Here is a 14,961-nt window from a genome sequence, read left to right on the forward strand (position 1 = left end):
GATCAGCAGCAACGGCTGCAGCGAGCACTGATGCATCAGCACAGTCGGCAATTGCAGCGCTTAGAGCGCCTGCAACACCGCTTACAGCAGCAGCACCCGCAAATTCGTCTGCAACGCCAGCAAAATCGGCTAGATGATGTAGAGCACCGTTTACAACAGTTGATTACCGCGCAACGGCAAAAACAGGCAGGTATATTGGATCAGTTGCAACACCGTTTGCAGCGGCAAACTCCGTTGCATCGTGTTGCCCGTTATCAGCAGCAAACTGATTACCTGTTACAGCGTCTGCAACAACAGATGCAGATCACGTTGCAAAATCGGCAGCAAAAACTTGGCTCGTTTGGAGCACGCCTGCATGCCATCAGCCCACTCGCGACATTGTCACGCGGCTATGCCGTGGTACAAAATAATCAGAAGCAAATGATCACCTCTCCCTCACAAGTTAAATCCGGTGAACAACTGCATATTCAGGTGGCTGACGGTACTATTTATAGTCGGGTGGAGTAAGCTTGGATTTTCATATGTACAGATGTCGATCTGTGCATATGAATTTATATATCTCCATTCATATGCAACAGCCCAATAAAAAAGGCATCGGATTAACCGATGCCTTTTTGCAATCTATCGTTCAGAAATGCGCTACTCAGCAACACACTACATTTACTGACTAGATTGAGTCTTACTTTTTACCTTGCTTGATGAATTTCATCAGACGCTTGCGTTTTTGCATCTGAGTCACACTCAGCAGGTTACGTTTCTGACTGAACGGGTTTTCGCTCTCTTGGAACTGAATACGAATTGGCGTACCCATGATCTTCAGTGAACGGCGGTAGTAGTTCATCAAGTAACGTTTGTAGGAATCAGACAGATCTTTCAGCTGATTACCGTGAATCACGATAATTGGCGGATTATGTCCACCGGTATGCGCATATTTCAGCTTAATACGGCGACCATTAACCATCGGTGGCTGGTGATCTTGTACTGCCATCTGCATAATGCGGGTCAGCAAAGAGGTGGTAACACGCTTAGTTGCTGACGTGTACGCCTCTTGGATAGAGTCAAACAGATTACCCACACCGCTGCCATGCAGCGCAGAGATAAAGTGAATACGAGCAAAATCAACGAAGTCCATTCGGCGATCTAGCTCTTCTTTGACGCGATCTTTAACTGATGGATCAAGACCATCCCACTTATTCACCACAACAACCAGTGAACGGCCAGCATTCAGCACAAAACCGAGCAGAGACAAATCCTGATCGGAAATCCCCATCCGCGCATCAAGCACTAGCAGCACAACATTCGCATCTTCAATCGCTTGCAGTGTTTTGATAACCGAAAACTTCTCAACCGTTTCAGTGACTTTACCACGGCGGCGAACACCGGCAGTATCAATCACCACATATTCACGGCCATCACGCTCCATCGGGATGTAGATACTGTCACGGGTCGTCCCCGGCATGTCATACACCACCACACGGTCTTCACCTAAAATGCGGTTAGTCAGGGTTGATTTACCCACATTCGGGCGGCCAACCAGCGCAATTTTGATTGGACGATCATCGGGCTTGATCTCTTCTTCCGGCTCATCGGTTTCAATCAGATCACCGTTTTCATCAAATTCTAAGCCTTCTGGTTCAGCCCAACCATCGTTCTCTTCATCAAGCAGATCAGCATCTTGCTCCTCTTCCAGCTCAGCGGCTAACGGGGCAAGCGCCAGATCAATCAGCGCCGATACACCACGGCCATGCGCCGCAGCAATCTGGTAAACATTACCCAGACCCAGTGCATAAAACTCCGCACTGTGGGCATCTCCATCTAGACCATCAACCTTATTAGCCACAACTAAAGTCGGCTTTTCACGCGTACGCAAGTGCTGGGCAATCCCCTGATCGGCACTGGTCATCCCTGCGCGTGCATCAACCAAAAATAGAACAACATCGGCCTCTTCAATCGCCATCAGCGATTGTTCCGCCATTTTGGTTTCTACACCATCTTCTGTTCCATCAATACCACCGGTATCGATCACGATAAACTCATGGCCGGATAAAACCGCACGTCCATATTTGCGATCTCGGGTCAGGCCGGGAAAATCAGCAACCAACGCATCCCGCGTGCGGGTAAGACGATTGAACAGAGTGGACTTACCCACATTCGGACGTCCTACTAGAGCGACGACAGGAACCATAGAGACCTCTTTATTTCTTACAGATAAAACGGCTCCTGACCAGATGATCAGGAGCCGTAAAGCAACTAAATATCAATACTGCACTTATTTTTTCAGTGCGACGACATCGCCATTACGCGTCTGAATTAACAAAGTATTATCAGCAACAACAGGCTGTGCATACAGACCGCTGCTGTTTACTTTATTTTGCGCGACAAAACGGCCATCACCCAAATCTAACCAGTGCAAATAACCTTCGCTGTCACCCACAACCAGATACCCTTCATAGATAACCGGCGCGGTAACACCACGATGCAGCAACCCAGTTTGACTCCACAACTCGGTTCCACCACGAACATCTACAGAGATAACACGACCCGTATTATCAACAAGATACAAGGTGTTCCCATCAATCACAAAATCATTCACTGAGCCAAAATTACGACGCCAGATCTGCTGCCCCGAACGTAAGTCGAGTGCAGAAAGATCTCCGTTATACGCTAATGCATAGACCACATTGTCTACGACAATCGGCGTTGCATCAACGTCTGAAAGACGATCAATCTCTGTTGCGCCACCGGCTTTCGCTATCCGCTGCTGCCAAATCAATTGACCCTGCTCGAGCATAATAGCGGTCACGCGGCCACTATCACCACCAACCAACACAGCGCCGTATGCAGTCACTGGGCTAGACTCACCGCGGATAGAGAGTGTTGGAATGTCCAAATTCGCTGTCCAGCGGATATGGCCATCTTCAGCATCTAACGCCTGTAACATGCCATTGGTGGTGTGCACCAACACAGCATTGTTATCCACCGCCGGGCTAGACAACACTTCACCGGCAACTTTCGCTACCCATTTGATAGCGCCGTCATCTGCATTGAGTGCGTACACTTCTGCTTTTTCACTAGCAACATACACAACGCCATCAGCAGCAGTAACACCACCGGCTAACATTGCTGATGGGCTGCTGGAGAAAAAGCCTGATTTTTCAGCTACATTGGTACGCCATTCACGCTTACCGGTCTCGGCATTTAATGCCTCAATAATACCGCTACGTGATGCTGCATAAACTTTACCATCAAGGTAAGCCGGACGCAGGCGCGAGAAGAAATCGCCAACACCACTGCCTACTGAGGTATCCCACACTTTCTGAACGGTAAACTGATTTTCTACTACCGGAAGTGGTGATACTTTTACCACATCCTCTTCACCGCTGAATAATGAGCAACCGCTCAACAGTGTTGCAGTCAATAGACTCACTGCAAGCAGACGACAACGCTTCGCCATGCCAACCTCTCTTTTAGCTGCCAAACTAGTTGGATAAATCATTAAGTTTCATCTGCAACATGGTTTGCAGTGTCGGGTTTGCATCTGCTGTCAGTGCTTGGGTATACGCGGCTTTTGCACCTGCAGTATCCCCTTTGCTCAGTAAAACATCACCACGGATCTCAAGTGCTTTACCTTTCCATGCTGCATCAGTGACTTTATCAATGCTTTGTAATGCCTGATCAGCCTGACCGAGTTGCAGTTGTACACGGGCTAAACGCAATGTCACCATTGGCAACAGAGTTTTATCTTTTGTATTGGCTTGCGCCCATAACAGTTGTTTTTCTGCCGCGGCAAAATCCCCTTTTTCAATCAGAGTTTTGCTTAAATCAAGTGCGGCAAAAACACCGTATGAGGTTTCTGGGTTAGCACTGATAAACGTTTGTGCTTCTTGCTGAGCTTTAGCGTTATCCGTGTTTAATTCGTTTTGAACCTGCTCATACTCGGCTGACATGGCGGTAAAATTGCCATGTTGATGGCTTTGCCAATAACGCCAGCCATACAAGCCACCTAACCCCAGTACCGCGCCAATAATCACAGCACGGCCATTGTCTTTCCACCACTGACGAAATGTGTCAAGTTGTTGTTCTTCTGTGGTATAGATGTCCACGGATTCCATCCTTTATTGATTAAAACAGCGCTGTTACTTAAAACAGCGTCGCTAAACGCGCTACCGCAGCATCTTGTGTCAGAGTTTCCTGATCAGAGGTGTGTAGATTCTTTAACACAACCTGTTGATTTGCGACTTCGCTCTCGCCCAGTACGAGGGCAAATTTAGCACCGACTTTATCTGCACGCTTAAATTGCTTTTTGAAGTTGCCGCCACCGCAATGTGTCATGATGCGCAGCTCAGGCAGTAAATCACGCAGATTTTCGGCTAAACACATACCTGCGGTGAGTGTACCCTCTCCGGCACAAACAACATAGACATCAACCGGATTTTGCACCTCAATATTCTGATTTACGGTCTGAACCAGCAACACTAAGCGCTCTAATCCCATTGCAAAGCCGACTGACGGTGTTGCATGGCCACCCAGTTGCTCAACAAGGCCATCATAACGGCCACCGCCGCAAACGGTACCTTGTGAACCTAAGCTTTCGGTAATCCACTCAAATACAGTGCGGTTGTAGTAGTCAAGACCACGTACCAAACGGTTATTTAAGGTATACGCAATACCGGCAGCATCAAGCAGCGCACATAAACCATCAAAATGCGCACGAGATTCACTATCAAGATAATCAGCCAGTTTAGGCGCATCTTCCAGTAATGCCTGAATATCAGGGTTTTTGGTATCAAGCACCCGCAATGGGTTGGTATACATACGACGCTTACAGTCTTCATCAAGCACTTCGGTGTGCTGTTCAAGGAAGGCAATCAATGCAGTACGGTATTCGGCACGAGATTCCAGTGAACCAATAGAGTTCAGCTCTAAACGTACGTGATCGGCAATACCCAGCTCACGCCATAAACGGGCGGTTAGCATGATCAACTCAGCATCAATATCCGGCCCTTGCAGACCAAACACTTCCACACCCACTTGATGGAACTGGCGATAACGCCCTTTTTGCGGACGCTCATGGCGGAACATTGGGCCGATATACCACAGGCGCTGTTCCTGATTGTACAGCAGGCCATGCTCAATACCGGCACGAACACAGCTTGCTGTGCCCTCAGGGCGCAAGGTCAGGCTATCACCATTGCGGTCTTCAAATGTGTACATCTCTTTTTCAACCACATCGGTGACTTCACCAATGGCACGGCAAAAAAGTGGGGTCATCTCAACAATCGGCATGCGAATTTCGCTATAGCCGTAGCTCGACAATACACTTTTGACTGTTGTTTCAATTTTTTGCCATACCGGAGTGTCTGTTGGTAGGCAGTCGTTCATCCCACGGATGGCTTGAATTTGCTTGGCCACGTTAGTTCTCTTCTTCGTGTTCCCGCGCTCTGGGCTTGCGATCGTATCCCACCAGCATAAGGCTTTTAGTGCTATCAGCGTTTTTACGTTGCTGAGCATGCTGCTGGTGTTGGTATGGCGAAAGTTTTTTCACCACGGTTGCCTGCGACCCAAGCGCGTGAAATTGTTAAAATTATACGTCGCAAGAATTATAATAAGTTTATCTGAATTGATTCAATCACCATGATCTGCACAAGTGTTACAAGTGAACTCAATATCACACGACAACGGCACTGTTTTACTTACGCTTAAGTTGACGTTTAAGCTCAAAAAATCAGGGGTTATCTATCTCACTGATTTTTTTGTATTGCTGATGCTCTTTAATCGCTAAAAGCATATACCGCTGAATCTTCATGATAGAGCGGTATATGCGGTGTGTTATCAAGCTCTGGGCAGATTAATCAATCTGATTAATATCAATACGGTTACGCTCATCAATCATTGCGGCTTTGGCGCGAATTTTCGCTTCCAGTTCATCGACTAAGTTATCATTATCAAACCGGAACTTCTGGCGGACGCCGCCTTCATAAAACCCACTTTTATTACTACCGCCGGTAACGCCAATATCCGAGACTAAAGCTTCGCCAGGGCCATTGACTACACAACCAATAATCGAAACATCCATGGGTGTAATCAGATCTTCCAGACGCTGCTCCAGCGCATTAACGGTGCTGATAACATCAAACTCTTGGCGCGAACAGGTTGGGCAGGCAATAAAGTTGATCCCACGGGAGCGTATCCGCAACGATTTGAGGATATCAAAGCCCACTTTGATCTCTTCAATCGGATCCGCGGCTAATGATACACGCAGGGTATCACCAATACCTTCAGCCAGTAGCATGCCTAACCCGATAGCCGATTTTACTGAACCACTGCGAGCACCACCGGCTTCGGTGATCCCCAGATGTAGCGGTTGTTCAATTTGCGCGGCCAACAAGCGGTAAGCCTGTACAGCAAGGAAAACATCCGAGGCTTTTACACTGACTTTGAAAGCATCAAAATTGAGGCGGTCAAGAATCTCAACGTGACGCAAAGCCGACTCAACCAGTGCAGCCGGTGTCGGCTCACCGTATTTTTCCTGTATATCTTTCTCTAAAGAGCCCGCATTCACACCGATACGAATTGGAATGTTTTTATCCCGAGCACAGTCAACAACGGCACGAATACGATCTTCACGCCCGATATTACCCGGATTAATACGCAAACAATCAACGCCGTACTCAGCCACTTTTAGTGCAATACGGTAATCAAAGTGAATGTCGGCCACCAGCGGAACGCTGACCTGTTGCTTGATAAGTTTAAAGGCTTCGGCTGCATCCATCGTCGGCACTGAGACTCGAACAATATCAGCCCCTACCCGCTCAAGCGCCTGAATCTGTGCCACTGTTGCATCGACATCCGTGGTACGGGTATTGGTCATTGACTGCACAGTGATAGGTGCATTACCGCCTACAGGGACATTCCCGACGAAAATTTGTCGGGAATGGCGGCGTTTAATGGGTGATTCCTTATGCATAACGCGTTATCACTCCGTTAAGGGCAAGCTAAAACGAGCAACACGACCACTGACAGCATAACGGCGCAGGTCAACAGGCTTACCATTATAATCAAGGCTAACCGATGCTGGGGCACCAATCGTGAGACGGTAAGGCTCTGTTCCTGACAAGGTGAGTGTTGCACCCTGCTTTTGCAGACCACTGGTCAGTTTCTTACCGGTGGCATCTTTAATCTCTAACCAGCAATCACCGGTAAAACGAAGTTGTAATCCGGTTGTCGCCGTTTCTGTTGTAGCTACCACGGTTTCAGGTGAAGCTGAGGCTGTGCTGTTAGTGGCTGCTGGCAATGAAACCGGCTGGCCATTAATGTCTAAACGTACTGGTTGTTCTGTTGAAACAACGGCAGTCGTGTTTGCAGCGCTATCAGCCGTATTCGTCACCGGCACAGTGGTACCCGTAGTATCAACCACTGTACCTACGGCAGATGACGTTACCAAATCAGCCGCATTTGTTGATACAGCGGGATCAGCATTCACTGTAGAGTCCACGGCCTCTTCACTGCCTGCACTGCTACTTTGTGCACTGGTATTTTGTGCGCTGGCTGACAGTGATGTTTCAACCGGCAAGGTGCTGGTCATCTTATCAACATCAGCTTGTTGTACCTGATAATTTTGCCACCACCACAGCCCTGTCAGGCTGATGACGACAAATAACAGAACCCATGTAAATAGCATTAACCGATTATCATGACTACGGCGCTCTTTCTTACTGGAAAAACTCTGCATTGAAACATGCGGAGTCGGCTCTGCCGGTAAGACAGCATTAATCGCTGTAACCATCTCTTGTTCGGGTAAATTAACCAAACGTGCATACGAACGCACATAGCCACGAATAAAGGTCGGGGCTAAATCAGAGGTTAAATTATCATCTTCCAATGCACGCACAACCGAGTGTTTCAAACATAAACGCTCTGCCACTTGTGCCTGAGAATAACCGAGTTGTTCACGCGCTTGGCGCAAACGCTGACCGGGTGTCAGCGCAGTTTCATCATGTTGGACTTCAGTATTCATTGGCTAAAAACTGCTGGTAGCGTTGAGATTGAGGGAACTCGCGAGCCAATTGCTGGCCGTACTGATTCACAAGGTTTAATGAGCCTTGTGCTTTCGCTACACGGATATGCATCCATAAGCTATCAGCGGTTACTGGCAATACGCGATCATAGGTAGCAAGCATAAACTCAGCTTGTGGACGCCTCCCTGATTTTAGCTCATTTTCTGCTAATAACATCAGGCGAGTACCTTTTACCGGCTCATGTTTGAGTGCACGAACAAGATAATCTTCGGCTTTTTGCTGATTACCGGCGCGCATGGCACACAGGCCTAAATTCTCTAGGCTGTCTGCGGTTCGGTAGTAATTAGGTACGCTCAGTGCAGCATTAAACTGCTCTTCCGCTTGCGAATATTTCCCTTGTGCGCACAAAAAAGCACCGTAATTATTCAGTATATCGCCATTTTTGGGGGACAGGCGCAGTGCTTTAACATAATCAAGTTCGGCATTTTTGACTTCACCCACGCGTTGGTGATAGTAAGCCATTGCCATATGTACCCGATAATCATCAGGCGAAAAACTCAGCGCACGTTCTAAATTCTGTCGGGCCAGTACCATCTCACCCTGATTCAAATACCCTAAACCTAAATTGATGCGTGCTTGCGCCGCATCAGTGGCATTAATGGGATCTTTATCAGCAACTGAGCTAACACACCCCGACAGAAAAACAGAAAAAAGCGCTGCATGTAATATAGGCTTCAGCTTCATGCTTTATTATCGCTACCTTGCTACTATACAAACAGAAAATACAGCGTCTGACAATCAGACAGATTTCACTGCAATAGGTTCACCAAGCGATTGTTTTTTCAACACTCGTTTAGTGCGGTCAATGACCTCACCCGCTAATTGACCACACGCGGCATCAATATCATCACCCCGTGTTTTACGTACAATAACCGTCAAACCATACTCCATTAAAACCTTAGAGAAACGGTCGATACGACTGTTTGAGCTTCGGCCATATGGCGCACCCGGGAACGGATTCCATGGGATGAGGTTAATCTTACACGGTGTGTCTTTCAAGCACTCTGCCAACTGATGCGCCTGATCGGTACTGTCATTGACATGATCAAGCATCACATATTCAACGGTAACACGGCCTTGATTAGCATTTGATTTTGCCAAGTAACCGCGCACAGAGGCTAAGAATGTTTCAATATTGTACTTACGGTTGATAGGTACAATTTCATCACGTACATCGTCTGTCGGCGCATGCAGTGAAATGGCCAACGCGACATCAATCACATCACCCAACTTATCTAATGCCGGAACGACACCCGATGTAGACAGGGTAACACGACGCTTTGACAGACCAAATCCGAAATCATCTAACATGATCTCCATCGCAGGAATCACGTTATTAAAGTTCAATAACGGCTCGCCCATTCCCATCATCACCACGTTGGTGATTGGGCGCTGGCCACTGTGGTGTGCGACTGGGCCGACTGTTTTTGCTGCACGCCATACCTGACCGATAATCTCAGATACTTTCAGGTTACGGTTAAAGCCCTGCTGAGCCGTTGAACAGAATGTACACTCAAGTGCGCAACCGACCTGTGATGAAACACACAAGGTTGCACGATCATTTTCAGGAATATAGACCGTTTCAACACGCTGATCACCGACCAGCAGTGCCCATTTGATCGTGCCATCAGAAGAGCGCTGCTCTTCAACAATTTCTGGCGCACGGATCTCTGCTTTCTCTTTCAGCTTACCGCGCAACACCTTGTTGATATTGGTCATGGCGTCGAAATCATCGCAGCCAAAGTGGTAGATCCATTTCATGACCTGATCAGCACGGAACGGTTTTTCGCCCATTTCAGCAAAAAAAGCACGCATGGCTTCACGGTTCAGATCAAGAAGGTTAATTTTGGTGTTGGACATGGTAGCCTCGTTATTACACGTTATGGCGTTGAAAAGAAAAACAACGACGCTTTGCAAGCAGCAAAGGCGCGGCATTGTACAAAGTTTAGGGTAGGCTTTCCACTGAGATGCAAAAAAGTGTTAAAACAAAAAAGGGAACGTTATCACGCTCCCTTCGTTTTGTTTCTAATATCGGCGAATTGCGCTAATTGGTACTTATCTTCCGATAATTACCGGCAATAATCTTAACGGGTGAAAACTTCACTTTCCGCAAAGAAATAAGCAATTTCACGTGCAGCAGATGCTGTAGCATCAGAACCGTGCACGGCATTACGGCTCATGCTTTCGGCATAATTTGCGCGCAATGTACCAGCTTGTGCCTGTTCAGGGTTGGTTGCACCCATAATTTCACGGTGACGGCGCACGGCATCTTCACCTTCAAGCACTTGAACCATGATTGGGCCAGAGGTCATAAAGGCAACCAGATCATCGTAAAATGGCTTTCCTTCATGCTCAGCATAAAAACCGGCCGCTTGTTCTGATGTCAGATGTACCATTTTTGCTGCCACCACTTTCAAGCCTGCAGCTTCAAAACGGGCATAAATAGCACCAATCAGGTTCTTGGCAACGGCATCGGGTTTAATAATTGAGAAAGTTTGTTCGCGTGCCATAGGTGTAATGTCCTATCTTAAAATTCATCATCATTATTATCGGAATATATACAATACGCAGCATAATGTACTGAAACAAGCAGAGTAATCTGATAATTGTCTTTATCTCAATTTCAGGTAGTACTGCTCTTACCAGCATCAACCCCTAGCGCGCTACATTATACAAACATTAAATTAACTTAAACAATGAATTTCGTGACAACCTATCAAATAGGGTCTACACATTTCTCGCAGACCCAGTCAGTCACCGTCAGCAAGATAGCCACCGCACTACAACACACCGCTATCTTCTGCCACTACTGCTTATATTGCTTACTCGGTTTCCAGCGCATTTACCTGTGCTGCCCGTTTTAACAACAAGTTTGCCAAAGATCGCACACCAATACCGGTTGCCCCAACAGACCAGAGATCATTGGCTGATTTGCGGTAAGTAGCGGAACAATCAAGGTGCAACCAGTTATGCTTATAATCGGTCAAAAAGTGCGATAAAAAGCCTGCTGCAGTGCTTGCACCGGCGGTGTAGGCAGCCGTTGAGATATTGCACAAATCAGCAAAGTTAGACGGTAACTGTTGGCGATGAACTTCAGCCAGAGGCAAACGCCAGAATGCTTCATGCTCTTCCTCAGCAGAAACCAACATCTGCTGACTAAGCGCATCATCAAAACTGAACAGCGCATGGTACTCATTACCCAGTGCCGCTTTTGCCGCGCCCGTTAATGTTGCGCAGTCAATAATCAGCCCTGCATTTTGCTGATCAGCATCAAGCAGGCCATCGGCCAGTACCAAGCGCCCTTCCGCATCAGTATTTAAAATCTCAACGGTTTTTCCGTTACGGTAGCGAATAATATCGCCCAGCTTGTAGGCATTACCGCTGACCATATTCTCTGCACAGCACAAATACAGCTTCACCCGCTGCTTCAGGCCACGGGTAATTGCCAGACCTAATGCCCCAGCAGCTAAAGCTGCACCGCCCATGTCAGATTTCATTGAATCCATAAAGCTGCTTTGCTTTAAGCTGTAACCACCAGAGTCAAACGTGATCCCCTTACCGACAAGACACGCCATCACTGGCGCATCAGCCAGCCCTGTTGGGTTAAAATCAAGCTGTAGCATAGCCGGAATGCGATCAGAGCCGCGTCCAACAGTATAAATTCCGCTGTAACCTTGCTCACGGAGATCTGAGCCGGTAATCACTTTAAAAGTGATATGCTCACCGCCCAAACTCTTTAAAAAAGTTCCCGCGCGTGATGCGAGCTGCTGTGGACCTAACTCTTCAGCCGATAAATTAATGGTATCGCGTACCCAATCTGCACAGGTGATCCGCGCACTTAGTTCATGCAGTTGATCCGCGGGTAAATCGGGAAATGTGACCTTGCGTTCGCCTTTACTGGCACGAAAACCTTGATGAAATGCCCAGCAATACTCACTCGACCAGTTATCCCCCTGCAAAGCCACGTTCCGAATTCCCTGAGCGTCTAATTTGCGTGCGGCACGCTGTACTGCCTCATATTGTTGATCACCGCTTAAATGAATATTTACGCCGTGATCACTGATGCTGATCAGCGCTTTCTCACCCCAGCAACGGGCAGCCGGTTCATACGATAAAAAGACAGACATTACATCAGACATGGGTCATCCTTAGCTAAATTCATGTATATATTCATACTGATATAGTAAAAAATCAGCACAACATTATTTGTTATCCGCCTCTGTGTAGAAAGCGTATTACCCGATTTTAAGTGATAATACGTGCGCAATGATACGGCAGTTATTCACAACACAGAGCCTATGACATGTTGTTTATTGTTAGCATAATTCTCTGATCAATGCGGCACTCTTTTGCAACCTAACATAACCAGAAAAGTGCCATTATTGGGATACACAGCAATACATTAACAATATGGCGTGATTTTTTATTCTCAAAACACCGAATACCAAGTTATACACAAGCAGAAAACAAATTTAAGGGATAAAAAAAACCGCCCGGAAAACCGAGCGGCTGATAACGCAAAACGAAGGCTTAATCGGCTTCATCCATCCAGCATAGTAAGATAGCTTCGAGGATAGCCTCGTTTGAGCGCTGTGGATCATCACTGAAACCATCAAGTTCGCAGATCCAGCGGTGTAAGTCAGTAAAACGCACCGTTTTTGGATCGGTATCCGGATAGATATCGAGCAATGCCAGTGCGATCTCTCGGCTGTCACTCCATGTTAATTGCATATCACACTCCCTGTTCTGTGCCGTGACTCAGTTATGCTCGCGCGCATGGTTTACGGTATAGCGTGGAATATCTACCACTAAATCTTCATCGGCCACACGAGCCTGACAGCTTAAGCGGCTTTCCGGTTCAAGACCCCATGCTTTATCCAGCATATCATCTTCTAGCTCATCACTTTCGGCCAGTGAATCAAACCCTTCGCGCACCACGCAATGACAGGTGGTACAAGCACAGGATTTTTCACAGGCATGTTCAATTTCAATGCCGTTACGCAGTGCAACGTCAAGAATGGTTTCGCCGGCAGCAGCATCAACCACCATGCCATCAGGGCAGAGCGATTGGTTAGGTAAAAATACAATTTTTGGCATACTACATGTCGTCCACAGAGTGACCCATCAATGCATGACGGATAGATTCATCCATACGGCGGGCGGCAAAATCTTGGGTTGCCGCATCAACGTTTTTAATTGCCTGCTCAATCGCGCTGCTTATCGAACCATGCCGTACAGCACGTAATTCGGTAAGTGCTTGAGTGATAGTGGCAAGCTCATCGGCAGAGAGCAGATTGGCATCTTTTTCCAGCGCCGCAACCACACTCTCGATCACCCGATCAGCATCCACCTGTTGCTCGGCGAGCATGCGAGCCTGCACATCATTTTCGGCATGTGTCATCGAATCTCGCAGCATTGCTACGATCTCGTCATCACTCAGCCCGTACGATGGCTTAACCTGAATAGAAGCCTGTACTGCCGATGATTTTTCCATCGCCGTGACACTGAGCAGCCCATCGGCATCAACCTGATATGTCACGCGAATATGTGCGCCACCCGCCGGCATAGCCGGAATGCCGCGCAAGGTAAAACGGGCCAGTGAGCGGCAATCTGCCACTAACTCCCGCTCACCCTGCACTACATGGACCATCATGGCCGTTTGGCCATCTTTGAAAGTGGTAAACTCTTGTGCTCTGGCCACTGGGATCGTGGTATTACGCGGGATGATTTTCTCAACCAGCCCCCCCATGGTCTCAATGCCCAGTGAAAGTGGGATCACATCCAACAGCAGCATTTCAGCATCAGGTTTATTCCCAGCCAAAATATCGGCCTGAATACCGGCACCAATAGCGACCACTTTATCTGGGTCAATCGCGGTTAACGGGGTTTGGCCAAAAAAGTGGCCGACCTGTTCGCGCACCAGTGGAACACGGGTTGAACCGCCGACCATTACCACAGCCTGCACTTCATCACTGCTGACCGCGGCATCTTTCAGTGCTCTGCGACAAGCTAATAATGTTTTTTTAACCAGCGGCAGAATCAGGGTGTCTAGCTGATCGCGGGTCAACTCACCCTGCCAGTTTGCGATAGCAACGTTGACGCTATCAGCATCACTCAGCGCGATTTTAGCGCGAATAGCTTCATCAAGCAGTTGCCGCTGTAAGCTGGCATCTGCACTGGTTAATCCCGCTTGTTCACGTAGCCAATCGGCCAGCAGATGATCAAAGTCATCACCACCCAGCGCAGAGTCACCGCCAGTTGCCAATACTTCAAACACACCGCGCGATAAACGCAAAATAGAGATATCAAACGTGCCACCACCCAGATCATAGACGGCAATAACGCCCTCTTGACCCGAGTCTAGCCCGTAAGCAATCGCGGCCGCCGTCGGTTCGTTGAGCAAACGCAGCACATGCAAACCAGCAAGACGCGCCGCATCTTTGGTACCTTGACGCTGTGCATCATCAAAGTAGGCTGGAACGGTAATCACGACGCCACTCAATTCACCACCAAGGGTCTGTTCGGCACGCGCAGCCAGTGTTTTTAATATCTCAGCAGAAACCTGAACCGGATTGACCGAGCCTTGTGCAGTTTCTATTTGCGGTAAGCCATTTTCACTGGCACTAAAGCGGTACGGTAAACGCGGGTAACGCTGCTGGATATCAGCCAGTGAACGCCCCATAAAACGTTTAACCGAGATTAGGGTATTTGCAGGGTCTTGTGCAGCTTGCGTACGGGCATGCCATCCAACCTGTGGACCGTTCATTAGCGATACGGCAGCAGAGGGATTAGCCTCTGGCGTGGTTGCCACATCAACATGACCATAATACACGGCAGAAGGCAGCAAATGACGCCCCTGATCATCAGGCAGTGTTTGCGCCTG

At 47.9% G+C, this 14,961-nt stretch carries 14 protein-coding genes; 1 reads left to right on the forward strand and 13 read right to left on the reverse strand.

What is annotated here, in order from left to right; genetic code table 11:
* Positions 1-507, forward strand: a 507-nt coding sequence (locus ACRC27_RS05910; protein ID WP_438639413.1) for an exodeoxyribonuclease VII large subunit, incomplete at its 5' end; no start/stop codon positions are given.
* A gap of 172 nt (positions 508-679) precedes the next feature.
* Here ACRC27_RS05910 and der read toward each other — a convergent pair.
* The 13 genes from der to hscA form a co-directional block, all read right to left on the reverse strand.
* Entirely contained in the window at positions 680-2,185 is a 1,506-nt protein-coding gene (der, locus tag ACRC27_RS05915; protein ID WP_438623595.1) for a ribosome biogenesis GTPase Der, read from the reverse strand.
* A gap of 84 nt (positions 2,186-2,269) precedes the next feature.
* Positions 2,270-3,454 carry an outer membrane protein assembly factor BamB gene (gene bamB / locus ACRC27_RS05920; RefSeq protein ID WP_438629219.1) on the reverse strand — a complete coding sequence of 395 codons (1,185 nt, stop codon included), beginning with the start codon at positions 3,452-3,454 and terminating at the stop codon, positions 2,270-2,272.
* Positions 3,455-3,479: 25 nt separating this feature from the next.
* The gene (locus ACRC27_RS05925; RefSeq protein ID WP_438623597.1) at positions 3,480-4,103 is read right to left on the reverse strand and encodes a YfgM family protein; all 624 of its coding nucleotides are present in this window, start codon (positions 4,101-4,103) and stop codon (positions 3,480-3,482) included.
* Positions 4,104-4,140: 37 nt separating this feature from the next.
* A complete protein-coding gene (gene hisS, locus ACRC27_RS05930; RefSeq protein ID WP_438623598.1) occupies positions 4,141-5,412 on the reverse strand; it encodes a histidine--tRNA ligase in 1,272 nt (423 codons plus the stop codon).
* A 436-nt stretch (positions 5,413-5,848) separates the two neighbouring features.
* Positions 5,849-6,967 (reverse strand): flavodoxin-dependent (E)-4-hydroxy-3-methylbut-2-enyl-diphosphate synthase, encoded by a 1,119-nt coding sequence (gene ispG, locus ACRC27_RS05935; protein ID WP_438623599.1) that lies wholly within the window; start codon positions 6,965-6,967, stop codon positions 5,849-5,851.
* A 9-nt stretch (positions 6,968-6,976) separates the two neighbouring features.
* Entirely contained in the window at positions 6,977-8,017 is a 1,041-nt protein-coding gene (gene rodZ, locus ACRC27_RS05940) for a cytoskeleton protein RodZ (protein WP_438639414.1), read from the reverse strand.
* On the reverse strand, positions 8,007-8,762 hold the full coding sequence (gene pilW / locus ACRC27_RS05945) for a type IV pilus biogenesis/stability protein PilW (protein ID WP_438623601.1): 756 nt from the start codon (positions 8,760-8,762) through the stop codon (positions 8,007-8,009). Before pilW ends, rodZ begins: the two co-directional genes overlap by 11 nt.
* A gap of 54 nt (positions 8,763-8,816) precedes the next feature.
* Positions 8,817-9,938: a bifunctional tRNA (adenosine(37)-C2)-methyltransferase TrmG/ribosomal RNA large subunit methyltransferase RlmN gene (locus tag ACRC27_RS05950; RefSeq protein WP_438623602.1), complete on the reverse strand. Its 1,122-nt coding sequence runs from the start codon at positions 9,936-9,938 to the stop codon at positions 8,817-8,819.
* 224 nt (positions 9,939-10,162) lie between these two features.
* Positions 10,163-10,588, reverse strand: a complete 426-nt coding sequence (gene ndk / locus ACRC27_RS05955; RefSeq protein ID WP_438623603.1) for a nucleoside-diphosphate kinase — start codon at positions 10,586-10,588, stop codon at positions 10,163-10,165.
* A gap of 312 nt (positions 10,589-10,900) precedes the next feature.
* Positions 10,901-12,217: an aminopeptidase PepB gene (gene pepB, locus ACRC27_RS05960; protein WP_438628976.1), complete on the reverse strand. Its 1,317-nt coding sequence runs from the start codon at positions 12,215-12,217 to the stop codon at positions 10,901-10,903.
* Positions 12,218-12,608: 391 nt separating this feature from the next.
* Positions 12,609-12,809 carry a Fe-S cluster assembly protein IscX gene (gene iscX, locus ACRC27_RS05965; protein ID WP_438623605.1) on the reverse strand — a complete coding sequence of 67 codons (201 nt, stop codon included), beginning with the start codon at positions 12,807-12,809 and terminating at the stop codon, positions 12,609-12,611.
* A 27-nt stretch (positions 12,810-12,836) separates the two neighbouring features.
* Positions 12,837-13,175 carry an ISC system 2Fe-2S type ferredoxin gene (gene fdx, locus ACRC27_RS05970; RefSeq protein ID WP_438623606.1) on the reverse strand — a complete coding sequence of 113 codons (339 nt, stop codon included), beginning with the start codon at positions 13,173-13,175 and terminating at the stop codon, positions 12,837-12,839.
* Between the two features lies 1 nt (position 13,176).
* The gene (gene hscA, locus ACRC27_RS05975) at positions 13,177-14,949 is read right to left on the reverse strand and encodes a Fe-S protein assembly chaperone HscA (RefSeq protein ID WP_438639415.1); all 1,773 of its coding nucleotides are present in this window, start codon (positions 14,947-14,949) and stop codon (positions 13,177-13,179) included.
* Positions 14,950-14,961 lie beyond the last annotated feature (12 nt).

The sequence above is a fragment of the Plesiomonas sp. genome, from assembly GCF_051650925.1.
Classification (GTDB): Bacteria; Pseudomonadota; Gammaproteobacteria; order Enterobacterales; family CAMTGL01; genus Plesiomonas.

Excerpts from the sequence above, each read along its gene's own strand:
- der (WP_438623595.1), bottom strand. The coding sequence starts at position 2,185 with ATGGTTCCTGTCGTCGCTCTAGTAGGACGTCCGAATGTGGGTAAGTCC.
- bamB (WP_438629219.1), bottom strand. The coding sequence starts at position 3,454 with ATGGCGAAGCGTTGTCGTCTGCTTGCAGTGAGTCTATTGACTGCAACA.
- ispG (WP_438623599.1), bottom strand. The coding sequence starts at position 6,967 with ATGCATAAGGAATCACCCATTAAACGCCGCCATTCCCGACAAATTTTC.
- rodZ (WP_438639414.1), bottom strand. The coding sequence starts at position 8,017 with ATGAATACTGAAGTCCAACATGATGAAACTGCGCTGACACCCGGTCAG.
- pilW (WP_438623601.1), bottom strand. The coding sequence starts at position 8,762 with ATGAAGCTGAAGCCTATATTACATGCAGCGCTTTTTTCTGTTTTTCTG.
- ACRC27_RS05950 (WP_438623602.1), bottom strand. The coding sequence starts at position 9,938 with ATGTCCAACACCAAAATTAACCTTCTTGATCTGAACCGTGAAGCCATG.
- ndk (WP_438623603.1), bottom strand. The coding sequence starts at position 10,588 with ATGGCACGCGAACAAACTTTCTCAATTATTAAACCCGATGCCGTTGCC.
- pepB (WP_438628976.1), bottom strand. The coding sequence starts at position 12,217 with ATGTCTGATGTAATGTCTGTCTTTTTATCGTATGAACCGGCTGCCCGT.
- iscX (WP_438623605.1), bottom strand. The coding sequence starts at position 12,809 with ATGCAATTAACATGGAGTGACAGCCGAGAGATCGCACTGGCATTGCTC.
- fdx (WP_438623606.1), bottom strand. The coding sequence starts at position 13,175 with ATGCCAAAAATTGTATTTTTACCTAACCAATCGCTCTGCCCTGATGGC.